Origin of the sequence: Streptosporangium sp. NPDC002544, from assembly GCF_040295965.1 — a bacterium.
GTDB lineage: Bacteria > Actinomycetota > Actinomycetes > Streptosporangiales > Streptosporangiaceae > Streptosporangium.
Window position 1 is genome coordinate 100,275 of sequence record NZ_JBEOWJ010000001.1, and the last position, 22,203, is coordinate 122,477.

Here is a 22,203-nt window from a genome sequence, read left to right on the forward strand (position 1 = left end):
AATCGTTATCTCTCGGACATTCCTTGCACAGATAGTCCCCTTAGTGTCGTGGACCATGATGTCTCGTTCCTTCCTGCGGCTGACCATGGCGTGCGTGCTCGCCGGGGCCGGTGTCACGCTTGCGATGGGGCCGGCCGAGGCGGGCAACAAGCCCGCAAAGACGGTGCCGGTCCGCCTGCTCTCCCTCAACGATTTCCACGGCAACCTTGAGCCGCCGACCGGTTCCTCCGGCCGCATGGTCGACGAGACCGGCGCCACAGTCGACGCGGGTGGCGCCGCTTACGTCGCCACCCACCTCAAGCAGCTGTCCGACAAGAACACGCTGAAGGTCGCCCAGGGCGACCTGATCGGCGCGACCCCGCTGATCTCCGCGGCCTACCACGACGAGCCGTCGGTGGAGTTCCTCGGCAAGATCGGCGTCACCGCCTCCGCCGTGGGCAACCACGAGTTCGACGAGGGGTACGCCGAGCTCAGGCGGATCATGAACGGCGGCTGCCACCCGGTGGACGGCTGCTCGCCCGCGGGCAAGTGGAAGGGCGCGGCCTACAGCTACCTCGGCGCGAACGTCGTCTTCAAGCGGCCGGCGCAGGGCGCGGAGAAGCAGGCGCTGGACGCCCTGGGCGGGACGAACACCCCCTCGCTGCGCGCTCTGCTCAAGGACTACGGCATCCCGGCCCTGCCCCCGGTCGCGATCCGCTGGATGAACGGCGTGCCGATCGGGTTCATCGGCCTGGTCACCGGGAGTACCCCGAGCATCGTCACCTCGGAGGGCATCAAGGACCTCGACTTCATCGACGAGGTGAAGGCCGCGAACGTCGCGTCCAAGCTTCTCAAGATCGTTGGAGTCAAGGCCCAGGTCGTGCTCGTCCACGAGGGTGACCAGGTCACCGCGGGCCAGTCGCCCGACAGCTGCAGCGCCCAGCCGGGCGCGGGCAACCGGATCGCCACGCAGGTCGACGCCGAGATCGACATGATCCTCAGCGGCCACTCCCACCAGGCCTACCTGTGCACGGTGGCCGACCCCAAGGGCGCCAGCCGCCTCTACAGCCAGGGTGGTTCCTTCGGCCGGGTCATCACCAAGGTCGACTTCCAGGTGGACGTCAAGACCCGCGACGTCGTGCGCTCCTCTGTCGTGGCCGACAACCAGGTCGTGACCAGGACCGTCACCCCCGACCCGGAGATCAGCGCGTTCGTCCAGACCTGGAAGGACCGCGTCGCGCCGGTGGCCAACCGGCCGATCGGCAAGATCACCGCGGACATCACCAACGCCGCGTCCGCGTCCGGCGAGTCCTCGCTGGGCAACCTGATCGCCGACGGCCAGCTCGCCGCGACCAGGACCGGCGGCAACGCCCAGATCGCCCTGATGAACCCGGGCGGCGTGCGGGCCAGTCTCACCTACGCGGGCTCGCCCGCCGGTGAGGGCGACGGGGTGGTGACGTACGGCGAGGCGTTCACGGTCCAGCCGTTCAACAACCTCATGCAGGTGGTCACGCTCACCGGTGCGCAGCTCAAGACCGTTCTGGAGCAGCAGTTCACCGGCGGCCCCAACGCCCAGGCGTTCACCAAGATCCTGCAGCCCTCGTCGAACTTCACCTACACCTACAGCGCGAGCGCGCCGTGGGGTTCGAAGATCTCCGCCATGAAGATCGACGGTGTCGACGTGACGGACACCCAGACGATCAGGGTCGCGGCCAACAACTTCCTCGTCGGTGGCGGTGACGCGTTCGCCGCCTTCACCGGTGGCACCGACCTGTGGAGCGGCCCGCTCGACATCGACGCCTTCGCCGCCCACTTCGCGGCGAACCCGTTGATCACGCCCCCGGTTCCCAACCACATCACGGTCGCTCCGTAACAGGGGCGAAAGGCACGACGCGCGCGTCAGACCTGCCGGACACCTCCGGTGGGTCTGGCGTGATGCCGGGAACCCGTGCCCACGGGGCGCGCAGGCACCGGTACGACCGCGGACGCGCGAACTCACCGGTCGGCGGCTGACCTGGCACCTTGGAGAGAGGCCAGTGCCGATCGCCGCGGGGTGGGAACCGCTCGCCCTACTGGTGGGCGGGCTCGCGCTCCTCGACGGCTTCGTTGCCGCGCTCGGGGACGAACCGGTAACCGACGTTGCGGACCGTTCCGATCAGTGCCTCGTACTCGGCGCCGAGCTTGGCGCGGAGCCGCCGGACGTGGACGTCCACGGTACGGGTGCCGCCGAAGTAGTCGTATCCCCAGACCTCCTGGAGGAGCTGGGCGCGGGTGAAGACCCTGCCCGGGTGCTGCGCCAGGTATTTCAGGAGCTCGAACTCCTTGAAGGTCAGATCCAGCGCGCGGCCGCGGAGCCGGGCGGTGTAGGTGGCCTCGTCGATCGACAGGTCACCGTTGCGGATCTCGTCCGGCACCTCCTCGGCGGCGGCCAGGTTGAGCCTGCCCACGGCCATCCTGAGCCGCGCCTCGACCTCGGCGGGACCGGCGCTGTCGAGAATGACGTCGTCGGCACCCCATTCCGCGGTCAGCCCGGCGAGACCGCCCTCGGTGACGATCACCACCAGAGGGCAGGAAACGCCCGTGGTGCGGAGCAGCCTGCACAGGCTCTTGGCCTGGACGAGCTCGCGGCGTGCGTCCACCAGGATCGCGTCGGCGGGCGGGGCGTCGAGCAGGGCAGACGCCTCCGCGGGCACGACACGTACCGAGTGCAACAACAGCCCCAGCGCCGGGAGCACCTCAGTCGAGGGCTCAAGGGCGTTGGTAAGCAGTAGGAGATTGCTCACAATGCCTCCTTCCCGCGTCATGTCGGCGATAGCCGTACAAACACGTAAGGACCCGGGGGCTACGTTGCCCAGGTCCCGTAGTACGTGAGGATAACCCACGAGGAGTAAGCGTCCAGTGAAGGTCCACCTGGTGAACACCGGTTCTCCGAGTGGATTCGCCGTAATGATGTGGTAACCCTGTGTGTGTTCGAGGAGTTGATTCACAGGTGGCGACGGGCACTGTCAGATATTGGGCCGCGGCCAAGGACGCGGCGGGCATCGCGGAGGAGCCTTTCGAGGCCGAGACCCTTGCCGAGCTGATGACGAAAATCACACCGGGCCGTGAAGAGCTGGCCCGCGTGCTGAAGCGGTCGTCGTTCCTGGTCAACGGGGATCCGGTGGGCAGACGGGCACACGAGACGATAGTCCTGGTCGAGGGGGCGACGGTGGAGGTGCTCCCGCCCTTCGCGGGGGGTTGATCGGGTGCTATCGCCGGCACGGCGTTTCGTACAGGATTGCAGGGGGAGGGCACGCGAACGGGCCTCCCTCGGGCCGGAGAATGAACAGGGAGTCGGATGCGCAAGCTGATCGCTTTTCTGGTCCTGCTGCTCGCTCTCGTCGCGATCCTGGACAGGGTCGCCGTCGCCGGAGTCCAGCGTGAGATCGCCACGCAGGCGACGGCCAAGTACGACCTGGAGTCCCCGCCAGAGGTCACCATCGAGGGCATCCCCTTCCTGACCCAGGCGATCGCCGGGCGCTACGAGGAGGTCAAGGTCGCCGCGGGCGCGATGACCGTCTCGGGTGTCGCGCTGTCGAGCGTGGACTTCACCCTTTACGGTGTCACCGCGCCGCTTGCGGATCTGGTGCTCCGCCCCCAGCAGGTCGACATGCGCGCCGAGCGCGTGGTGGGGTCGGTGGTCGTCCCGGTGAAGACGCTCAGCCAGCGGGCGCCCCGCGGGATCAAGGTCGACGTCGTGGGCGACGCGCTCAACGTCAGCGGGGAGATCACCGTGCTGGGGCAGAAGGTGCCGGTGAAGGCGGCGCTGAAGGTCGAGATCGTCGAGGGCGGCCTGAAACTCGTCCCCGGGAAGGTGACCCTGGGCGGCGGCATCCCGGTGCCCGATCCCGAGCGGTTCATCAACTTCCGGATCCCGATCGGGAAGCTGCCGTACGACGTCAAGCTGACCGACATCAAGGTCGAGCCCGAGGGCCTGCGCATCTCGGGTGAGGCCTCCGATGTGCCGCTGAGAGGCTGAACGTGCCCCGTGTCTGAACCGGATCGTCCCGCCGTACGTCGTGGGGATGTGAGTCAAGCCGGAACCGCCGACGAGCAGCTTGTCAGAGCGCTCTTCGACGAGCACGGCGGGCCACTCTACGGTTACGCGCTGCGGCTGACGGGCGACTCGGGGAGAGCGGAGGATGTCGTGCAGGAGACGCTGTTGCGGGCCTGGCGCCATCCGAACGCGTTCGCCGGCCGCTCCATCCGCGCGTGGCTGTTCACGGTGGCCCGCAATCTCGTCGTCGACCAGCACCGGGCACGTAAGGCGCGCCCGCCGGAGACGGGCGACGAGGCGCTCGCCGTGGTGCCCGCCGATGACGAGCTGGAGCGGGCGGTGGAGTCGTGGGCGGTCGCCGAGGCGCTGGCCGCGCTGCGGCCCGAGCACCGTGAGGTGCTGGCCGAGGTCTACTACCAGGGGAAATCCGTCGCGGAGGCGGCCGCGTCGCTCGGTATCCCCGCCGGAACGGTTAAGTCGCGCACGTATTACGCGCTTCGGGCGCTCAAGCTGGCGCTGGAGGAGCGGGGGCTCGCGCCATGATGACCTGTGACGAAGTACGGATGTCGCTCGGGGTCTACGTGCTCGGAGCCCTGGAGCCGGACGAGCGCGTGCTCGTCGAGGCCCATCTCGCCGAGTGCGCGGAGTGCGCGGCGGAGCTCGCCGAGCTGAGCGGGGTGGCGACGTTCCTCGGCAGGGTGTCCGAGGACGATGTGGCGCAGGTGGCGAGCCCGCCCACGGCGGTGCTGGAGCGGCTGCTCAGCGCCAAGGTCAAGCGGCGTCGCATCACCCGGCTGATGCTCCTCCTGGCGGCCTCGGTCCTGGTGGTCGGGCTCGGTGGCGGGACCTTCTGGGCCGTCATCCAGTCTCCGAGGGATGTCATGACGGTCGCCGGGTCCGCCGCGCCCGAGTCGTCGGCGGCGGACCGGAGCGCCCAGGAGTATGCCGAGCCTCTCTCGGCCTCGGCCTCCGAGCCCGATGCCAGGGCCAAGGCCTCTTCCGCCCCCGCGCCCAGCGCCGACTCGCAGCTCCTGCTCGCCCCAGGCGACCTGCGGGTCACCGGGGGGGACGACACGATCCGCGCGGTGGTGACCGCGTCCGCCGGGCAGGGGGCGACCACGGTCAAGGTCGTGCTCACCGGCGTGGCCAAGGGCACGCGCTGCCGGCTGGACGTGATCGGGGACGGTGGCGTCAGGGAGACGGCGGGCAACTGGACCGTCAACCGGGCCGCCTATGACAAGTCGGGCGCCTTCACAGCCACCACGACGATCCCACCGGAGCGCATCACGTCGTTCGAGATCGCCACCGCCGAAGGACGGGTGCTGCTCACGGTCGACGTCCCCTGAGCCTGTCCGGCGTCGCCGGGGCCGCGCGGCAGGCGAGAGCGTTCGGTGCGGGGTGTTCGGTGCGGGGCGTTCCGGGTGTGGAAACGGCGCCGGATAGCCGAGCGGCGCGGGAATGGCTCGGAGCGCCCGCCTGTTGTCGTGTTCCGTGACCGGATTGACGGTGGTGGTCGTCACTCTCGCCCTCGCCACGCTCGTGGGCGTGGTGGCGCGGCGGCGGAACGGCGTGGCGCGAGAGGTGAGGGGCGAGGTGGAGCGGCTCACGTCCGGCGACATCCACGCGGAGCTGGGGGAGCGGGCCACGCTGGTGCAGTTCTCCAGTTCCTTCTGCCAGCCGTGCCGGGCGACTCGGCGGATCCTCGACGAGGTGGCGGGGATGGTGCCCGGCGTCGCGCACGTGGAGATCGACGCGGAGTCCCACCTCGATCTGGTCCGGTCGCTGAACATTCTGCGCACCCCCACCGTCCTCGTCCTCGACGCGTCGGGGCGGGTGGTGCGGCGCGCATCCGGCCAGCCCAGGAAGGCCGACGTGATCGGCGCTCTAGGTCTGGTGATCGACGGATGAACGGGTCACCCTATCGTTCCTCAAATGATCACGTCTCAGAAATTGGACAGGGATGTGACAGATGGCGGGACGCCGGGGTACTGTCGTGGACATGAACCCCACGACAGAGCTGCTCACAAAGCGGCGCGCGGTTGATTTCTGCCGCGTGACCACCGCGCTCTGTCGTATTTCCTAAAGGGCGATCTCAAGCGGCCGTCGAGCCGCACCGATCTGCACAACCCTTCAGGAGCATCAAGCGATGCAAGCTGATCCCCGAGCTCTCCGCTTCACCGCGGCCGTCACAACAGTCGTGCTCGCGCTCGTCCTCGTGACGGGCAGTGCGTGGCTGCTGGCCGCACAGGCCGTGGCGTTCGCACTGGGCACTCTCGGCCTCTCGCCGTACGGGATGGTTTTCAAAGGGATAGTGAAAAGCCCTCCGAAGGAGTTGGAGGACGCCGGCCCGCCGCGCTTCGCGCAGGGAGTCGGCCTCACCTTCGCCCTGGTGGGCTTGGTCGGATACGTCGCACAGATCACGCCGCTGGCCCTCGGGGCCACCGCGGCGGCACTTTTCGCCGGATTTCTCAACGCCGCTTTCGGCTTCTGTCTCGGCTGCGAGATGTTTTTGATCATTCGCCGCCTACTACCCGCCGCACGATGATCCTGGAGGATCAAAATGAGCCGCTCCGCCGTCCTGGTCGATGCTGACTGGGTCGAGGCCAACCTCGATACCCCCGGTGTCGTTCTCGTTGAAGTGGACGAGGACGCCAGCGCATATGACAAGGGCCACATCCGTGGCGCCGTGAAGGTCGACTGGAAGAAGGACCTGCAGGACCCGGTCCGCCGCGACTTCGTCGACCGCGAGGGCTTCGAGGCGCTGCTGTCCGCTCGTGGCATCGCGGGCGACGACACCGTGGTTCTCTACGGTGGCAACAACAACTGGTTCGCCGCCTACGCGTACTGGTACTTCAAGCTGTACGGCCACGAGAACATCAGGCTTCTCGACGGTGGCCGCAAGAAGTGGGAGCTTGAGTCCCGCGAGCTGGTCAAGGACGTTCCCAGCCGCCCCGCCACGGACTACAAGGCCAAGGAGCAGGACCGGTCCCTGCGCGCCTCCCGCGACGAGGTCGTCGCCGCGATCGGCAAGCTCAGCCTGGTCGACGTGCGCTCGCCCGACGAGTTCACCGGCAAGCTGCTCGCCCCCGCGCACCTTCCGCAGGAGCAGGCGCAGCGTGTCGGCCACGTGCCCACCGCCCGCAACATCCCGTGGTCCAAGGCTGCCAACGACGACGGCACCTTCAAGTCCGACGAGGAGCTCAAGGCCCTCTACGAGGGCGCGGGTGTCGACTTCAGCAAGGACATCATCGCCTACTGCCGCATCGGGGAGCGCTCGGCTCACACGTGGTTCGTGCTGCACGAGCTCCTCGACCAGGCGGGTGTCAAGAACTACGACGGTTCATGGGTTGAGTACGGCTCGCTGGTCGGCGTGCCGATCGAACTGGGAGAGGCTCGATAATGACTCAGGGATGCGCTGCTCCGGAACAGACGATTGCCCTTCCGGCCGGGATCGATCTTACGAACCAGGCCGTCATCCAGGGCGTGGTCACGGGCGCGGGCACGGCCTACGCCCGTCTGCTCGACCACTCCGGTGAGTTCACCGGTGAGGTCGTGGTGTCCGAGGAGGGAATCTTCCGCTTCTTCGCCGCCCCCGGTGACTGGACCGTCCGCATCATCGCGGGCGGCGGCGTCACCAAGGACATCCCGGCCCAGGCCCGCCTGGGTGAGGTCACCCAGCTCGCGGTGTCCGTCTGACCCTTCGGTCCGACGCCCGCCGGGCCGGCTCGGTAAAAAGGACCGGCACTCCCACGAGGGAGTGCCGGTCCTTTTGGTCAGGCCAGGTCAGCCGGCCAGCCGGTGCTCGACGCGCCGGAGGGCGTCGAGGTAGTCGGGCTCTGGGGACATGGCCGCGGCCAGGCGCAGGTGTGGCAGGGCCTCGGGATGGCGGTTGGCGCGTTCGAGGGTCCTGCCCAGCAGGAATCGGGCGTAGTGGTCACCGGGGGTGCGCTCCAGCAGCGACTCCAGCGTCTCGCTCGCCCGGCCGAGCTGGGCCGAACCAAAGTAGGCACGGGCCGCCAGCAGACGGACGGCGGGGTCCTCGCCGTGCTCGGCCATCAACGGCTCCAGGGTCCGCAGGGCGCCGAGGGGATCTCTGACACCCAGCAGGGCCTCGGCCTGGCGTAGCCACCTGACCTCGTCGGGGAGTTCCCGCCGGGGAGCGGCGTGCCGCACCAGGTCGGCGAGGACCTCGGGCGGCTGCGCGCCCGCGACCGCCGTGTCACCCACCACGAAGGTCGGCGAGGTGGCGATGCCGACGGCCTTGCCGCGCAGCAGCTCGGAGCGGACCTCCGCCGCCCCCTCGCCGCGCTCCAGCGCCTCGGTCATGCCCCCGAGTCCGGCCTCGGCGGCGAGCGCTGCCAGCGTGCCGCGGTCTCCGATGTCGGAGCCCTCGACGAAGTGGGCACGCAGGATCCGCTCCACGACCGCGTCCTGGAGCGCCGCGCCGCCGCGGCCGTAGGCGAGGGCGATGACCCGGTGGGCGTCGAACGTGTTCGCCCGCCAGACCGCTCCCCAGCGCCGCCCGCCGTCGTCGGCGTGCTCGCCGATCCGCTCCGCGGCGGCGACGCGCGAGACCCGGGCCCGGTTCTCGGCCGGGGTCAGGGCGGGGTGGCAGGCCCGCAGGGCGCCCTCGGCGACCGGGTCGCGAAGGGCGTCCTGCAGCGGCTCGGACCGTGCCGGAGCCATCGGGTCGATGAGGTACGGGCGCCAGACGATCTCCACGTCCTCGCCGAGGTCGGCCTGCTCCAGCCGTCGCTTGCCGATGTAGGCCCACGCGCAGACCATGTCGGCCCAGACTTCGATGCGCTTCATGGCCGCTACAACAAACGACAGGTGTCGTTTATTCGACAGGTGTCGTTTAAAGTTGACGGCGTGCCCGGAGACGATCCCAGAATCCGCAGAACCCGCGCCCGGCTGCGGTCCGCCGCCCTGGAGTTGACCGCCGCGCGCGATCCCGACTCGATCACCGTCGCCGAGATCGCCCAGCTGGCCGGGGTGAACCGGGCCACGGTCTACGTTCACTACCGTGACCGCGACGACCTCGTGCTCGATGCCATGGAGGCCGCGGTCAAGGAACTGGCCGCCGAGGCCGCGCGGTGTCCCTACCGGGAGCCGGGGCCGGTGCCGGCGTCGCTGGTCGCGCTGTTCGAACACGTCGGTGAGCGAGCCCCGCTCTACCGGCGGATGCTCGGGCCCTCCGGCAGCGCCCGCTTCTGCGCGCGGCTGCGCGAGGCGTTGGTCGCGGAGCTGCGCGGCCCCTTCGCGGCGGGCTCCCGGCCCCCCGGGCACGACGAGGTGCCACCGGAGATCCACGCCCATCATGTGGCGGGCGCGCTGGTCGGGCTCTTCACGTACTGGCTGGAAGAGCATCCGCCGCGTCCGGCCGAGGAGATCGCGGCGGTGACGTGGAACCTGATCCGCTGATGTGGACCCCGGCGGCCGGGAGTGGACGACGCCGGTCCGGCGATCCCCGGCGTCGTCGGGAAGGTCGTCACTTCCGGGGAGGCCCCTCGGGGAGGGAGGGGGCGACGACGGCGATCGGTGACGTCCATCCCATCCGACCCATCGATCCCTTAAGTGGTGGTAAAACTGGGGAAAATGCAGCGGATTGACGGGAACGCTGCCCGAATATGATGTCGAACTCTTACGCTGTCTCAGAGGCTTCCGATGAGCCCGATGGCGGAGGGGTTCCGTGGCGGACGTGCATCCCGAGCATGCGCAACTCCAGGCGGACCGGATCTACCTGGGCTGGCAGTATGCGCTGTTGCACCCGGATCCAGGTCCGGCTCCCAAGCGACCCTCGCCGGTGGAGAATCCCGCGGAGCCCGTCGACCCGGAGTGGGTGCGCAGGGAACGCCTCAACGAAGACCTCCTGAACCGGCCGGTCAAGATCGTCCGTGCGTTCATGGCCGCGCTCGCCACGCTGATCCTCGTCCTCGGCCTCACCGAGATGCTGAGCTGGTCGTTCGCCGTCGTCGGGGTGATCGCCGCCGGTGGCATCGCGGTGTTCTGCAGCTACGCCGTCCACCAGGGCGACCGGGCGGTCCGCCACCGCATCAGGGAGCGGGAGGTGGCCGGTGACCGGCTACGGGAGGAACGGGATCGGGAGCTCTTCGCCGCCCAGGAGGAGCACGCCGCCCGCTACCGGGAGTGGGCCGAGAAGAAGGAGCGCCACGACCGCCAGCTGACCTGGTACGCGGTGGCCGTGCCCGACGAGATCGACCGGATCGACGTGGCCGGCGGCACGCTGCCCGGCTGGTCGGCGCTGATCACACTGCTCGGCGCGACCCGCCTCTACAGCGGTGGCCACCTGACCGTGCTCGACCTGTCCGAGGGCGCGATCGCCAAGGACCTGATCGAGCTGGCGCGCAGGGGCGGTGACGACCCGCTGGTCTGGGTGCTGCCGGTCGACCTCCCCAAGCTCGACCTGGGCGCCACGCTGGCCCCCGAGGCGTTCGCCGACGTCCTCGCCCACGTCGTGAGCGTCAGCGAGGAGCACCGCACGACCAGGGACCTGTCGTTCGACAACGCGATCCTGGAGCGGGTGCTGGAAGTCCTCGGCGAGAGTGCCACGATCAACCAGGTCACCGCCGCGCTGCGCGCCCTGGCCCAGGTCGGCGACCCCCGGGAGGACCTGCGGTGCGGCCTGATCACCGCCACCCAGCTGGAGCGGATCGGTACGCTCTTCGGCCGTGGCGTCAGCGACCGCGTGGTGATCGAGCGGGCCTGGGCGCTGGAGTCGCAGCTGCGCAAGCTGGAGACCCTCGGCTCGGAGGCGGTGCGCCTGCCGCCCGCGCGCCTGCGGGTCGTGTCGATGGACCGCCAGGCGGGCGTGTTCGGCAACCGCGTCCTGGGCACGTACGTGGCCACCGCGCTGACCCACATCCTGCGCCAGTCGCCCGCCTCCGAGCGGCCCTGGTACCACACGATCATCGTCGCGGGCGCGGACAAGCTCCGCGGTGACGTGCTGGACCGGCTCATGGACGCCTGCGAGACCTCCAGGACCGGGCTGGTGCTCACCTATCGCTCGCTGACCCCGACCGTGCGGGAACGGCTCGGGCGCGGGCACGCGGCGGTCACGTTCATGCGGCTCGGCAACGCCGAGGACGCCCGGATCGCCAGCGAGCACGTCGGCACCGAGCACCGCCTGGAGCTCGCCCAGCTCACCGAGACGATCAGTGCCGCCGGGGCCGGTATGGACGGCGGCTACATCTCCACGGTCGGTCAGGCGGAGGAGGGTGACGACGAGCGCGACGTGAGCCGCGCGGACCTCAAGGAGGACATCACCTTCTCCACCGAGTGGGGCCGCCGCGCGACCAAGGCGATGGGGGAGACGGAGCGGGTGTTGCACCGTTCCCGGGAGTTCCTCGTCGAGCCTCACCAGCTCCAGCAGCTTCCCACCACCTCGGTGATCGTCACCGATGCCACCGCCGAGGGGCGCAGGGTCCGTCTCGCCGATGCCAATCCGGCCATACTGACCTTCCCCAAGACGACGCTGGGCGAGTTCGACGAGATCAAGGAAGCCGTGCTGGAGCGCGTACAGGAGAGCAAGGCGGAGCCACGCGAGCCGAGTCCGTTCGAGGACGCGCCGCCCAACCTCGGCCCGCCCCCGGCCAGGCTCGACTGGCGCCGCCGCCAATGAGGTCCGGGCCCGTGCCGCCGACGAGCCGGTGGGCGGGGATTCGGCCGGTGGGGATCCGGGTAGCGATGATCCCGTCGGGGACGGTATCGCCGGGCATGCCAACGGGGCGTCCGTATGTCGTAATGGGATGGTCAATGTGGAGGTGCGAGCCCCGAGTCAGGTTCGACCGTGGTTACGGGGGTGACCTACCCCCGATTACGCGTCGGCCGGTATGGCGGAGTGATCCGTGAAGCGTCAACCCTCCGGCCTGGAGCCGGGTCCCTCGGGTGGAGACCAAATGCAGCCAAGTGTGTCCCGTCCGCCCAACGCCCTGACCGGTCCCTGGTACAGAATCCAGGCGATCACAGCGCCCTCGCGCAGTTCCTCCGCCGAGTGGGACTTCGTCACGGTCCTGCCCGCCGTGCTCTCCACGGCCCAGCGCAACCGGCCCTTCGTGGTCGGCTGGCTCTCCCGGGGGTCCGGCGCCCCGCTGGAGCTGATCACCAATGCGGGGCCGCTGACTCCGCCGCGCCCGCCCCGCAGGGCCGCCACCGAGGTCGAGCACGCCCCCGGCGGCCCCGAGCCGTTGCTCTTTCCCAGCGGCGCCCGCGGCGTCCGGATCGGTGACGAGTGGCTCCGCGACCTGTCCGACCTGGTGTGGACCGTCTGCCCCGGCCGGCAGGCCCCGCCGCTCGGCGGCCGTCGCGAGCCGGACGCCGACGAGATCAGGCGGCCGACGCTTTTCGAGTCGACGCTGGTCACGCTCATGTCCCGGCCGTTCGCCTGGCTGGTGGTGGCTGAGCAGACCGACCTGCTGGACGCCGAGGTCGCGCACCTGCGCACCCAGCTCAACGTGTTGCGGCAGTACGGCGACGCCTCCGAGCGCTCCCGCTACGACGCGGAGCGGGCCGAGCGGCGCATGCAGGAGCTGGACGCCTTCCGCGAGGCGGGGCTGTGGAACGTCCGGTTGCTGGCCGGGGCCGCCGGTCCCGAGGAACTGCGCCAGATCGCCCCGGTGCTCGTCGGCTCCGCCGAGATGAGCCATCACCCCTACCGCCTGCGCAGCGCGCTGTCCGGCCCCGTACACGGTTTCGCCGAGGCACTGGCGGTGACCCTGCAGGATCCGGCGGACGGTGCCGCCGCCCCGTTCGCGGCCACCGCCGGGGCGCTCGCCGCCCTCGCCGGGCTGCCGCACCGGGAGGTGCCGGGGGTACGGGTGCTCGACGCGGGCTTCTTCGACGTGACCAGCGAGGCCGACACCGCGCCCGGCACGCCGGCCGTCGAGCTCGGGGCCATCCTCGACGGCCAGGACAGGCCGGTCGGCTCGTTCAGGGTCCCGCTGTCCACCCTCAACCGGCACGCGTTCGTCACCGGCGCCACCGGCTCCGGCAAGTCCCAGACCGTCAGGCACCTGCTGGAACAGCTCACCGGCGCGGGCGTCCCGTGGCTGGCCATCGAGCCGGCGAAGTCCGAGTACGCCTCGATGGGCGGCCGGATCGAGCACCTCGCCCCGGTGACCGTGATCAACCCGTCCGCCCCGGAGAGCGTGCCGTTCAGCGTGAACCCGCTCGCTCCCGAACCCGGCTATCCGGTCCAGGCCCACATCGACATGGTCCGGGCGCTGTTCATGGCGGCCTTCGACGCCGAGGAGCCGTTCCCGCAGATCATGTCGCTCGCCCTGCAGCGGGTGTACGAGGCCAACGGGTGGGACGTGGTCACCGGCTGGGCCGCTCCCGGCGCCGCCGTGCGGCCCGCCGTGCCGACCCTCGAACAGCTGCAGCGGCACGCGATGGAGGTGATCAAGGAGATCGGCTACGGGCGGGAGGTCCAGGCCGATGTGGAGGGCTTCATCTCGCTGCGGCTGCGGTCGCTCCGGGTCGGTTCCGCCGGCCGGTTCTTCGAGGGCGGCCATCCCGCCGACATCGGCGACCTGCTCCAGCGCAACGTGGTGCTCGCGATTGAGGACGTCGCCAACGACGAGGACAAGGCGTTCCTGATGGGCACGCTGATCATCCGGATCGTGGAGCACCTGCGGATGCGGGCCAGGAAGGAGCGGAGCAGCGGGCTGAAGCACGTCATCGTGATCGAGGAGGCGCACCGGCTGCTCCGCGACCGGGGCGCGGGGCGGGCCAGCACGCACGCCGTCGAGCTCCTGGCGGGCATGCTCGCCGAGATCCGCGCGTACGGCGAGGGCATCGTGGTCGCCGAGCAGATTCCCACGAAACTGGTCTCCGACGTCGTGAAGAACACCGCGCTGAAGGTCATCCACAGGCTCCCCGCCGAGGACGACCGCCGGCTGGTCGGGGCGGCGACGAATCTGAGCGAGGAGCAGTCCCGGCAGGTCGTCTCGCTCCCGCCTGGCGTCGCCGCGGTCTTCGCCGACGGCATGGACCGGCCGCTCCGCATCCAGGTGCCGCTGGGCGAGGATCGCGAGCGCCCGGTCCCCGGCCACACGCCGCCCATCTGCGGTCGCCGCTCGGCGGCGTGCGGGCAGGAGTGCCGCAACGGCCGGGCGTGCACGCTGGTCGAGCTGCGCGAGGCGGACCTGCTCGCCGAGGCGCCCGAGTGGGCCTGGCTGCGGATCTGGACGGACACGCTGGTGCTGGCGTTCTGTACCAACAGGCCGGCGCCCGGGGTGCCCCGGGCGCTGGCCGACCTCTGGGCGGAGCTCCCGGCACGGCGGCGCGAATGCCTGCTGGCCACGACCGCCGAACGGTGCGTGGGCCGCCGCGCGTGGTCGTTGCGGACCGTTCACGACCCGGCCAAGCTGACCGAGCAGGTCGCCGCGATCGCGACCAGGCTGCTCGGTCCCGACCGCGACCCCGGCGAGCGGCCCGGACCCGCCTGGGTCATCCCGCAGGTGCGGTGGCTGCATGAGGTGGACCGGCTCTTCCCGCACGGCCAGCCCGCGCCCAACCCGCGCGGCTCCGCGCCGGTCATGGAGTACGCCCTGTTCAACCGTCCCGCGGGCGGCTCCGAGCTGCTCGGCCACCGGGCCAAGGCGCTCCGCCACCACCCGCTCTCCATGGAGGTGGACCGCAACCGGGAACTGGCCTGGCGGGTGATCCTCGGCGACGACGAGCGCGAGAGTGTGGAGCGCGACATCCTCACGGTCACCATCGGCATCGACCCGGCCGAGCGGCTCCGGCACGTGGCCCAGACGATGGGGGCAGGCTGGCTGGAGAGCGTGCTGTCGTGGCCGCACCGGTTCGTGCTGCCGTTCGACGCCGATTCGCAGGAACCCGTCGAACTCGCCTTCGCCGAGCAGTGAGGCGTGGCCGGGAGGGATATCCGGCCACATCTCCCGCTGTGAAGCCTGTGGAGTTCGTTCCCGCCGTATGGTGAGAGCGGTCTGGTCTGCGGCCTTTACGCTTGACCATCACCGGCCGGGGTGTGTGACGTGCCGTCCGGGGGTGGGGGTGCCGAAGCCCGGCTAAGATCTGCGGCATGAACGATTCGGCGATTCCGGCCCCGCGGCCGGGCCGGCCGGCCGCCGGGTCGTCCCGCGAACGGTCGCCAAGCGAGGAGACGGCATGACTCAGCTTCCGCTGCGGGCGCAGCTCGCCACCGCTCTCGGCCGGACGGCCGCGACCCTGTCCCGGGTCACCGGACGCGGAGACGGGTCGGTGATCGGAGGCCGGGTCAGCATGCTCCTGGAGCCCGACCTGCTGCGCCAGCTGGCACGCGACCGCAAGCTCGCGCTGGTGAGCGCGACCAACGGCAAGACCACGACGACCCGCCTGATCACCTCCGCACTGTCGGATCTCGGCGACGTCGCCACCAACGCCTTCGGCGCCAACATGCCCGCCGGGCACGTCTCGGCACTGTCGTCGGCCAAGCACGCCCCGTACGGGGTGCTTGAGGTCGACGAGAAGTACCTGCCCGAGGTGATCGACACCACCGGCGCCGGGGTCATCTGCCTGATGAACCTCAGCCGGGACCAGATGGACCGGGCGGGCGAGATCTGGCTGCTCGCCCAGAAGTGGCGGCGGGCGCTGGCCGGCAAGAACACCCATGTGATCGCCAATGCCGACGACCCGCTGGTGACCTGGGGCGCCTCCACCGCGGCCTCGGTCACCTGGGTGTCGGCCGGGCAGCCGTGGAAGGAGGACTCCTGGTGCTGCCCCGAGTGCGGCGGCCCCCTCGACCGCAAGGGCATGGAGTACGTTCCGCCGGGCAGCCTCGGCTCCGGCGCCTCCTCGCAGGCCGGGGAGAACGACTGGGCCTGCCGCGAGTGCACCTTCCGGCGGCCTGAGCCGTCCTGGGTGCTCGACGACGACGCGGTGATCGACCCGCGCGGGCAGCGCTGGGTGCTGGACATCCAGCTCCCCGGGCGGGCCAACCGGGCCAACGCGGCGATAGCGCTGGCCACCGCCGAGGCGTTCGGGCTGCCCGTCGAGCGGGCGCTGCCCCGGCTGCGCGAGGTCAGGTCGGTCGCCGGCCGCTACACCACCGTGGAGCGCGGCGGACGGCACGCCCGGCTGCTGCTGGCCAAGAACCCGGCCGGCTGGCTGGAGGCCTTCGACGTGCTCGACTCCTCGCTGCCGGTGATCCTCTCGGTCAACGCCCAGGGCCCCGACGGCCGCGACACCTCATGGCTGTGGGACGTCGACTACCGCGTGCTGCGCGGCAGGCCGGTCTTCGTGACCGGTGAGCGGCGGCTCGACCTCGCGCTCCGGCTGGATGTGGCGGACGTGCCGTTCCAGCTGGCCGGATCGTTCGAGCAGGCGCTCGGCGCGCAACCGCCGGGCAAGGTCGACGTGATCGCCAATTACACCGCCTTCCAGCAGATTCGATCGGAGTTCGGTCGTGCAGTCTGACAGCGCTCTACGCCTTGTCTGGATTTATCCGGACCTGTTGAGCACGTACGGCGACCAGGGCAATGTCCTGGTCCTGGAGCAGCGCGCCCGGCGCCGCGGCATCCCGGTCGAGACCGTGCACGTGCGCTCGGCCGACCCGGTCCCGGAGAGCGGTGACATCTACCTGATCGGCGGCGGCGAGGACCGGCCGCAGATCCTGGCTTCCGAGCGGCTCCGGCGTGACGGCGGCCTGCACCGGGCCATCCAGCGGGGCGCGGCCCTGCTGGCCGTGTGCGCGGGCTACCAGATCATGGGCACCACCTTCGGCGGCGAGGAGGGGCAGCCGGTCGACGGCATCGGCCTGATCGACATCTCCAGCGGCCGTGGTGCGGGCCGGGCCGTCGGCGAGCTGGCCGGGGAGGCGGACCCGGCGCTCGGCATCTCGACGCTGACCGGCTTCGAGAACCACATGGGCGTCACCCGGCTCGGGCCCGGTGTCCGGCCACTGGCGCGTACGGCGGTCGGCACGGGCAACGGCGACGGCACCGAGGGCTGCTACACCGGCAAGATCGTCGGCACCTACCTGCACGGTCCGGCGCTCGCCCGTAACCCCGGCCTCGCCGACCTGCTGCTCACCTGGGCGGTGGATGCCCAGTTGCCGCCGATCGACGACTCCTGGTTCGAGCGCCTCCGCGAGGAGCGCCTGGCCGCGGTGCTGCCCGGCTGACGCCGGAAACCGGCCGTCCGGCCTTGCCGGGCGGCCGGAGGGCGTGCCTCACCAGGCGGCGTTCAGTAGACGAGAGCCTGGACGCCTTCGCCCAGGACCTCCTCGACGAACGTGGGGGCGCCCGCGATGCGAATGCCCTCGATCACGTCGTTGACCGTTATGTCGCGCCGGGCCGCGCACTGGGTGCACAGCGTCACCCTGCCGCCGGCGAGCACCGCGTCGAGCAGGTCGCCGAGCTGGGCGGCGTGCGGGAGGGTGAACTCCTTCGCCCGTCCGGGGAGGGCGAACCACGCGGACTCGCCGGTCAGCCAGAGCGAGACGGGGACTCCGCTCGCCAACGCCGCCGCGGCCACCGTGAACGCCTGGTTGCAGCGCTCGGGTGAGTCTTCGCCGGCGGTAACCTTGATCACCAGTGATCGTGCCATGCCCGAAGCCTATGCGGGTCCGCCTCGCGGGCGCGAACCATATCAGGGCGGTTCCAGGTCCTGTTTCCTGGATCTTTTGCCCACCGCGGTAGGTCGGGCGGCGCCGCTTCCTCCTCCGTCCTGCCGGTGCTGTGGCCGGAAACGATCAACGGGTTCACGGGTGGCCGTTCGCACCGGCTGGATGTGCGGTGGTGGAACCGGTCGGGAAGGGCAGAGGTCGCGGCGGATCGTGCGCCGTTGGGGCGGCCGGTCACTCTCACCCACAGCCTGACGGCGCCCGGTCCGGGAACCGTTTCGGTGACGGCACCGGCGACGCGCGGCCGCCGCGTTCCGCGCGAAACGCGTTGAACAGGTGGTACGCGCACAATCATGATGAACTTCATGGACCTCATCTCCTCCCTGCCCGCCTTCATCCTGGCCGTGGTGCTGATCTCCGCCTCGCCGGGGCCGGCGATGGCGCTGATCCTGCGCCGTGCGGCCCTGCGCGGCTTCTCCGGCGCGGTGCCCACCGTGCTGGGCCTGGAAGTCGGTCTGTACCTGTGGGCGTTGCTCGCCGCCGCCGGGCTCGCCGCCCTGGTGGCCGCCTCCGAGGTGGCCTTCCTCGTCCTGCGCGTGGTGGGCGCGGGTTTCCTGCTCTACCTCGGGATCAAGGCCTGGCGCTCGGCGTGGCGCGGGCGGGAAACCGGCGGGGTGGCCGAGGAGGTCGCGGTCGGGGAGCCGGTGCCCGGCTCGGCGCTGACCTGGTGGAAGGCGTTCGGCGAGGGATTGGTGGTGATGCTGGCCAACCCGAAGGCCGCCGCCTTCATGATCGCGTTCTATCCGCAGTTCGTACCGGCCGACCAGCCGCTGTTCGCCACGACCGCGCTGCTCGCCGTGCTCCAGGTGGTCATCGAGATCGTCCTGTATCTGGCGCTGGCGGCCGTGGTCGGGCGGGCCGGCGCGTGGTTCCGCCGCCCGGTGATCCGGCGTCGGCTGGACGCGGTCAGCGGTACGGTCCTCGTCGCGCTGGGGCTGCGGGTGGCCGTCGAGGGCCGTTGACGCGCCGGAGCCGAGCGAGCGTCTGCCAGGCCCTCACCACGGCGAGCGTCGCGTGACAGGGCCTAGGCTCGGACCCATGGACGTTCCCGAACTGCATCCCGACCTTGAGCCGATCGCCTTCCTCGTGGGCGTGTGGGAAGGCGCCGGCGTCGGGGGATATCCGACGATCGAGAGTTTCAACTTCGGCCAGGAAATCGTCTTCGGCCACAACGGCAAGCCGTTCCTGACCTACAACAGCCGCACCTGGCTGCTTGACGAGGCGGGCAACAAGGTCCGCCCGCTGGGCGTCGAGACCGGTTTCTGGCGCCAGCTCCCCGGGCGTCAGCTGGAGGTGTGCCTGTCACATCCCACGGGCATCGTGGAGGTCTACGTCGGTGAGGTGGTCTTTCACAAGATCGAGCTGCATACCGACGTGGTGGCCCGTACCGCCACCGCCAAGGAGTACACCGGAGGCCACCGCCTCTACGGCCTGGTCAACGGCAACCTGATGTGGGCGTACGACATGGCGGCCATGGGCCAGCCGCTTCAGTCCCACATCTCGGCCGAGCTCAAGCGGGTCGGTGACTTCGTCCCCGACGCCGGGTGAATTCCCGAAGGGGCGCGAGCCGGGTACCGGATGAGCGCTCCTGCTCGCACCCGGGGGCGACAGAGGCAGGGCGCTGACTACGCTCTGTGGGATGAGCACTCCCTTCACCCCCGAAGCGGTCGAGGCCATCAAGCGCCACATGAACGACGATCACGCTGACGACGCGCTACTGATCTGCAAGGGCCTCGGCGGACAGCCCGAGGCCACCGGCGCGACGACGACCGGTGTCGACGCCGAGGCGATCGAGTTCGCCGCCGTGGTCGGCGGGCTTGAGATTCCGGTCCGGGTCCCGTGGAGCACCACGCTGACCGAACGCGCGCAGGTCCGTACGGAGGTCGTCCGCCTCTATCGGGACGCCTGCGCGGCCCTCGGCGTCCCCGCCCGCGGCGAGCACTGACCGGGAGCCTCCCCGATCCGGGCCCCCGCCGACCGGCGTCGAGCGCGACGGCCGTGAGGATCGGCGACGGACCGGTCACCGGAGCCGAGCCCGGTCGCGGACCTTCGCCTTCCACTGCCCCGGGGCACTGTACGGAGCCTGCCCCGGGGCACCGCTCTGGAGGCGCCGGCCGGAAGCCGGGGCCGGTGATTACGGCGCTGGCCGGAGGTTTTATTCGGATGACCTTATTCGTTGGCTTTTTCCGGCTTTTCATACCTTGAATGCATTTTCGCGCGGAACTTCCCGCTAGAGGAGGCCACGAAGGGACAAGTCCGAAAACAGGAGAGGCTGATGGGGCCGTTGGTGACAGTCAGGTCAATGTCGGGACTGATCACGGCATTCGTGGAAAGCTCCCAGATGCTGAAATTTCCTGAAATAAGGAGGCGCGGTGAAACCGCGAGCCCTTGTGCTGGCGCCAATGCGAGGTCCGGAGTGGGACCGTCTGAGAGAGCTGATCGACGTCCACTACGACCCGGCTGAGCACGGTCCGTACCAGGCTGCCGACCTCGCCCGGCGGCTCGCGGACGTCGGGGCGCGCATCCTCATCACCGAGTCCGACGAGGTCGCGGGCCCGGTGCTGGATCTTCCCCTGCTGGTGGTGGGCTGCGCCCGCGGCGACGCGGGGAATGTGGACCTCGGCGCGGCCACCGACAGGGGCATTCCCGTCGTCTGCGCCCCGGGGCGCGACGCCGACGCGGTGGCCGAGCTCACCCTCGCCCTGATCCTCGCGGTGACCCGCCGGGTGGCGGTCGGCGACCGGGAGATCCGCTACGGCATGGTCTCCTACCGGCGGCACCGCGCGTGGGAGCTCGCGGGCCGGACCGTCGGCCTGATCGGCTACGGGGCGGTCGGCCACGCGGTGGCCTGGCGGATGAGGGGGCTGGGCATGCGCGTCATGGTCTACGACCCCGAGGCGGCGGAGAACCGGTACGGTCTCGACGTCCTGCTGGCTCAGGCCGACGTCGTCTCCGTACACGCCCCCGCGTCCGCGAGGCCGCTGATCGGCGCTGTGGAGTTCGCCGCGATGAGGACCGGAGCGATCTTCGTCAACACCTCCGACGCGGCCCTGCACGACATGGACGCCCTCGTCGGAGCGTTGAAGGCGGGCCATCTGGGCGGCGCGGCCCTCGACAGGTTCGCCGGGGACTGGCTCGACCCGTCCCACCCGCTCGCCGACATGGACAACGTGGTGCTCACCCCGCACCTGGGCTCGGGGACCTACGACACCGAGATCAACCACACCCGGATGATCTGCGAGGACATCGTCAGGATCCTCGGCGGGGAAAGCCCGCTGCACTGCGCCAATCCTGGTTTCCAGGGGTGACCCCCAGACCCTCGGCCCCGAGGGTGTCACGGTCCCGGATCCGTGCGCCGCGGCTTGACGGGAGGCGGCCGCGACACGATCCGGAGTCGTACGGGAAAGGCGCGTCCCGGCCCGGGGCGGAGGGCCTGGAAAGAGGAGTGCCGGAAAGGGAAGAACCCCGGGCCGCTTCCTCCTGGCTGAGCAGGAGGGCCGGTGGACCAAAGGCGGGAGTGCCCGCCCCCGGCGGCCCGGGGTTCCGGTGATTGTCGTGGATTCGCCGAACGTCGCCAGACGCCCGGACAGAGTCCGGTCGCGGCGTCCTAGCGGACAGCCACCTCGCTAGCCCAACTATGATCAACCATTGTTCGGACCACCTCCTTTCGGCGTGCCTGTACGTTACGAAATTCCGCGCCGTCAAGGCAAGCGAATATTCGCAGCCCCACGCAACCGATGGCTCCAGCCCTGAGGTCGCCCCCTGACCAGGCCCGATATGGCCTGATGGAACGGGGGGCGCGAGTAACAGACAAATGATCACGCTCTTATCGCGGGGGCCGCGGACGACGATGAGCTCTACGACGCGGCGCGCACGGCTGAGCGAATCCTTGGCCGTGAGGTGAACATCAGCCGGATCTCCTCGGCGTCGTGGACCGATGACACGGACAATCCCTTCGTGCTGTCCCTGCGGAGCAGACCTCTCCACCCGCTGATTCAGAAGCGGACCACTCCTCCAGCCTCCAGCGAGGCTGGAGGAGATCTTCGGCGGGAAGGGTTGGGCGTGTGGAGCCCCGATGCTCATAGACTCTTGGCATGACCGAGACGTCGTGGCATGAGGAACTGCGGGCGCGCGGTTACCGGGTCACTCCGCAACGCCAGCTGGTGCTTGAGGCGGTCAAAGCCTGCGAGCACGCCACCCCGGAGGAGATCTGCAACCGGGTGCGGGAGACCGCTCGCGGGGTGAACATCTCGACCGTCTACCGGACCCTTGAGCTCCTTGAGGAGCTCGGCATGGTCACCCACTCCCATCTCGGGCACGGTGCCCCCACCTACCACCTGACCTCCGAGGCCGATCACGTGCATCTGGTCTGCCGCGGCTGCGGGGAGATCAGCGAGGTCAGTCCGGATCTGGTGGAGAGCTTCGTCGACAACCTCGACCAGAAGCTCGGGTTCGTCACCGACGTGCACCACCTGACGGTCTTCGGCCGCTGCCGGAACTGCCGCTAGCGGCGGGAACCCGGCCGCCACCTTCGCGGACA

At 70.2% G+C, this 22,203-nt stretch carries 23 protein-coding genes; 20 read left to right on the plus strand and 3 right to left on the minus strand.

Annotated features, from left to right (window positions below; all coding sequences use genetic code 11):
• The first annotated feature begins 55 nt into the window (after positions 1-55).
• A complete protein-coding gene (locus tag ABT061_RS00520; protein ID WP_350911154.1) occupies positions 56-1,852 on the plus strand; it encodes a bifunctional metallophosphatase/5'-nucleotidase in 1,797 nt (598 codons plus the stop codon).
• Between the two features lie 196 nt (positions 1,853-2,048).
• Here the strand turns inward: ABT061_RS00520 and ABT061_RS00525 are convergent, their stop codons facing one another.
• Positions 2,049-2,762: a response regulator transcription factor gene (locus ABT061_RS00525; RefSeq protein WP_350911156.1), complete on the minus strand. Its 714-nt coding sequence runs from the start codon at positions 2,760-2,762 to the stop codon at positions 2,049-2,051.
• Positions 2,763-2,968: 206 nt separating this feature from the next.
• Here ABT061_RS00525 and ABT061_RS00530 point away from each other — a divergent pair, with 206 nt between their 5' ends.
• The 9 genes from ABT061_RS00530 to ABT061_RS00570 all read left to right on the plus strand — a co-directional run bounded on the left by ABT061_RS00530 (position 2,969) and on the right by ABT061_RS00570 (position 7,711).
• Positions 2,969-3,220 (plus strand): MoaD/ThiS family protein, encoded by a 252-nt coding sequence (locus ABT061_RS00530; protein ID WP_350911158.1) that lies wholly within the window; start codon positions 2,969-2,971, stop codon positions 3,218-3,220.
• A gap of 96 nt (positions 3,221-3,316) precedes the next feature.
• A complete protein-coding gene (locus ABT061_RS00535; protein WP_350911160.1) occupies positions 3,317-3,997 on the plus strand; it encodes an LmeA family phospholipid-binding protein in 681 nt (226 codons plus the stop codon).
• A gap of 48 nt (positions 3,998-4,045) precedes the next feature.
• Positions 4,046-4,558 carry a sigma-70 family RNA polymerase sigma factor gene (locus tag ABT061_RS00540; RefSeq protein ID WP_030924537.1) on the plus strand — a complete coding sequence of 171 codons (513 nt, stop codon included), beginning with the start codon at positions 4,046-4,048 and terminating at the stop codon, positions 4,556-4,558.
• A complete protein-coding gene (locus tag ABT061_RS00545) occupies positions 4,555-5,361 on the plus strand; it encodes an anti-sigma factor family protein (protein WP_350911162.1) in 807 nt (268 codons plus the stop codon). The genes ABT061_RS00540 and ABT061_RS00545 overlap by 4 nt, the downstream gene beginning before the upstream one ends.
• Positions 5,362-5,506: 145 nt before the next feature.
• The gene (locus ABT061_RS00550) at positions 5,507-5,923 is read left to right on the plus strand and encodes a TlpA family protein disulfide reductase (protein WP_433372241.1); all 417 of its coding nucleotides are present in this window, start codon (positions 5,507-5,509) and stop codon (positions 5,921-5,923) included.
• Positions 5,924-6,014: 91 nt separating this feature from the next.
• Positions 6,015-6,098, plus strand: a complete 84-nt coding sequence (locus ABT061_RS00555; protein ID WP_350911956.1) for a putative leader peptide — start codon at positions 6,015-6,017, stop codon at positions 6,096-6,098.
• A 63-nt stretch (positions 6,099-6,161) separates the two neighbouring features.
• The gene (locus ABT061_RS00560; protein WP_350911164.1) at positions 6,162-6,560 is read left to right on the plus strand and encodes a DUF4395 domain-containing protein; all 399 of its coding nucleotides are present in this window, start codon (positions 6,162-6,164) and stop codon (positions 6,558-6,560) included.
• A gap of 15 nt (positions 6,561-6,575) precedes the next feature.
• Positions 6,576-7,415 carry a sulfurtransferase gene (locus ABT061_RS00565; RefSeq protein WP_350911166.1) on the plus strand — a complete coding sequence of 280 codons (840 nt, stop codon included), beginning with the start codon at positions 6,576-6,578 and terminating at the stop codon, positions 7,413-7,415.
• On the plus strand, positions 7,415-7,711 hold the full coding sequence (locus ABT061_RS00570) for a DUF1416 domain-containing protein (protein ID WP_350911168.1): 297 nt from the start codon (positions 7,415-7,417) through the stop codon (positions 7,709-7,711). Before ABT061_RS00565 ends, ABT061_RS00570 begins: the two co-directional genes overlap by 1 nt.
• Before the next feature lie 87 nt (positions 7,712-7,798).
• Here the strand turns inward: ABT061_RS00570 and ABT061_RS00575 are convergent, their stop codons facing one another.
• Complete coding sequence (locus ABT061_RS00575) at positions 7,799-8,827, minus strand: DsbA family protein (RefSeq protein WP_350911170.1); 1,029 nt, start codon at positions 8,825-8,827, stop codon at positions 7,799-7,801.
• A gap of 60 nt (positions 8,828-8,887) precedes the next feature.
• On the opposite strand from ABT061_RS00575, the gene ABT061_RS00580 reads away from it, so the two are divergent.
• The 5 genes from ABT061_RS00580 to ABT061_RS00600 all read left to right on the plus strand — a co-directional run bounded on the left by ABT061_RS00580 (position 8,888) and on the right by ABT061_RS00600 (position 17,162).
• A complete protein-coding gene (locus ABT061_RS00580) occupies positions 8,888-9,439 on the plus strand; it encodes a TetR/AcrR family transcriptional regulator (protein ID WP_350911172.1) in 552 nt (183 codons plus the stop codon).
• Between the two features lie 268 nt (positions 9,440-9,707).
• Positions 9,708-11,657 carry a hypothetical protein gene (locus ABT061_RS00585; protein WP_350911174.1) on the plus strand — a complete coding sequence of 650 codons (1,950 nt, stop codon included), beginning with the start codon at positions 9,708-9,710 and terminating at the stop codon, positions 11,655-11,657.
• Positions 11,658-11,934: 277 nt separating this feature from the next.
• Entirely contained in the window at positions 11,935-14,907 is a 2,973-nt protein-coding gene (locus tag ABT061_RS00590; protein ID WP_350911176.1) for an ATP-binding protein, read from the plus strand.
• A 262-nt stretch (positions 14,908-15,169) separates the two neighbouring features.
• The gene (locus tag ABT061_RS00595) at positions 15,170-16,456 is read left to right on the plus strand and encodes a MurT ligase domain-containing protein (protein ID WP_350911178.1); all 1,287 of its coding nucleotides are present in this window, start codon (positions 15,170-15,172) and stop codon (positions 16,454-16,456) included.
• The gene (locus tag ABT061_RS00600; protein ID WP_350911180.1) at positions 16,446-17,162 is read left to right on the plus strand and encodes a type 1 glutamine amidotransferase; all 717 of its coding nucleotides are present in this window, start codon (positions 16,446-16,448) and stop codon (positions 17,160-17,162) included. Before ABT061_RS00595 ends, ABT061_RS00600 begins: the two co-directional genes overlap by 11 nt.
• 62 nt (positions 17,163-17,224) lie before the next feature.
• Here the strand turns inward: ABT061_RS00600 and ABT061_RS00605 are convergent, their stop codons facing one another.
• Positions 17,225-17,587 carry a DsrE family protein gene (locus tag ABT061_RS00605; RefSeq protein WP_350911182.1) on the minus strand — a complete coding sequence of 121 codons (363 nt, stop codon included), beginning with the start codon at positions 17,585-17,587 and terminating at the stop codon, positions 17,225-17,227.
• Positions 17,588-17,956: 369 nt separating this feature from the next.
• Between ABT061_RS00605 and ABT061_RS00610 the strand changes: the two genes are divergently transcribed.
• From ABT061_RS00610 to ABT061_RS00630, 5 genes are all read left to right on the plus strand, one after another.
• Complete coding sequence (locus ABT061_RS00610) at positions 17,957-18,625, plus strand: LysE family translocator (RefSeq protein ID WP_350911184.1); 669 nt, start codon at positions 17,957-17,959, stop codon at positions 18,623-18,625.
• Positions 18,626-18,701: 76 nt separating this feature from the next.
• Complete coding sequence (locus ABT061_RS00615; RefSeq protein ID WP_350911186.1) at positions 18,702-19,211, plus strand: heme-binding beta-barrel domain-containing protein; 510 nt, start codon at positions 18,702-18,704, stop codon at positions 19,209-19,211.
• Between the two features lie 91 nt (positions 19,212-19,302).
• On the plus strand, positions 19,303-19,608 hold the full coding sequence (locus tag ABT061_RS00620) for a DUF2470 domain-containing protein (protein WP_350911188.1): 306 nt from the start codon (positions 19,303-19,305) through the stop codon (positions 19,606-19,608).
• Positions 19,609-20,035: 427 nt separating this feature from the next.
• Complete coding sequence (locus ABT061_RS00625; protein ID WP_350911190.1) at positions 20,036-20,971, plus strand: NAD(P)-dependent oxidoreductase; 936 nt, start codon at positions 20,036-20,038, stop codon at positions 20,969-20,971.
• 786 nt (positions 20,972-21,757) lie between these two features.
• A complete protein-coding gene (locus ABT061_RS00630; RefSeq protein ID WP_030924489.1) occupies positions 21,758-22,171 on the plus strand; it encodes a Fur family transcriptional regulator in 414 nt (137 codons plus the stop codon).
• The last annotated feature ends 32 nt before the right edge of the window (positions 22,172-22,203 follow it).

Bases quoted from the DNA above. Each gene is read 5' to 3' on its own strand.
- ABT061_RS00560 (WP_350911164.1), top strand. From the start codon at position 6,162: ATGCAAGCTGATCCCCGAGCTCTCCGCTTCACCGCGGCCGTCACAACA.
- ABT061_RS00605 (WP_350911182.1), bottom strand. From the start codon at position 17,587: ATGGCACGATCACTGGTGATCAAGGTTACCGCCGGCGAAGACTCACCC.
- ABT061_RS00615 (WP_350911186.1), top strand. From the start codon at position 18,702: ATGGACGTTCCCGAACTGCATCCCGACCTTGAGCCGATCGCCTTCCTC.
- ABT061_RS00545 (WP_350911162.1), top strand. From the start codon at position 4,555: ATGATGACCTGTGACGAAGTACGGATGTCGCTCGGGGTCTACGTGCTC.
- ABT061_RS00535 (WP_350911160.1), top strand. From the start codon at position 3,317: ATGCGCAAGCTGATCGCTTTTCTGGTCCTGCTGCTCGCTCTCGTCGCG.
- ABT061_RS00630 (WP_030924489.1), top strand. From the start codon at position 21,758: ATGACCGAGACGTCGTGGCATGAGGAACTGCGGGCGCGCGGTTACCGG.
- ABT061_RS00575 (WP_350911170.1), bottom strand. From the start codon at position 8,827: ATGAAGCGCATCGAAGTCTGGGCCGACATGGTCTGCGCGTGGGCCTAC.
- ABT061_RS00620 (WP_350911188.1), top strand. From the start codon at position 19,303: ATGAGCACTCCCTTCACCCCCGAAGCGGTCGAGGCCATCAAGCGCCAC.
- ABT061_RS00555 (WP_350911956.1), top strand. From the start codon at position 6,015: ATGAACCCCACGACAGAGCTGCTCACAAAGCGGCGCGCGGTTGATTTC.
- ABT061_RS00570 (WP_350911168.1), top strand. From the start codon at position 7,415: ATGACTCAGGGATGCGCTGCTCCGGAACAGACGATTGCCCTTCCGGCC.
- ABT061_RS00595 (WP_350911178.1), top strand. From the start codon at position 15,170: ATGACTCAGCTTCCGCTGCGGGCGCAGCTCGCCACCGCTCTCGGCCGG.
- ABT061_RS00610 (WP_350911184.1), top strand. From the start codon at position 17,957: ATGATGAACTTCATGGACCTCATCTCCTCCCTGCCCGCCTTCATCCTG.
- ABT061_RS00520 (WP_350911154.1), top strand. From the start codon at position 56: ATGATGTCTCGTTCCTTCCTGCGGCTGACCATGGCGTGCGTGCTCGCC.
- ABT061_RS00590 (WP_350911176.1), top strand. From the start codon at position 11,935: ATGCAGCCAAGTGTGTCCCGTCCGCCCAACGCCCTGACCGGTCCCTGG.
- ABT061_RS00565 (WP_350911166.1), top strand. From the start codon at position 6,576: ATGAGCCGCTCCGCCGTCCTGGTCGATGCTGACTGGGTCGAGGCCAAC.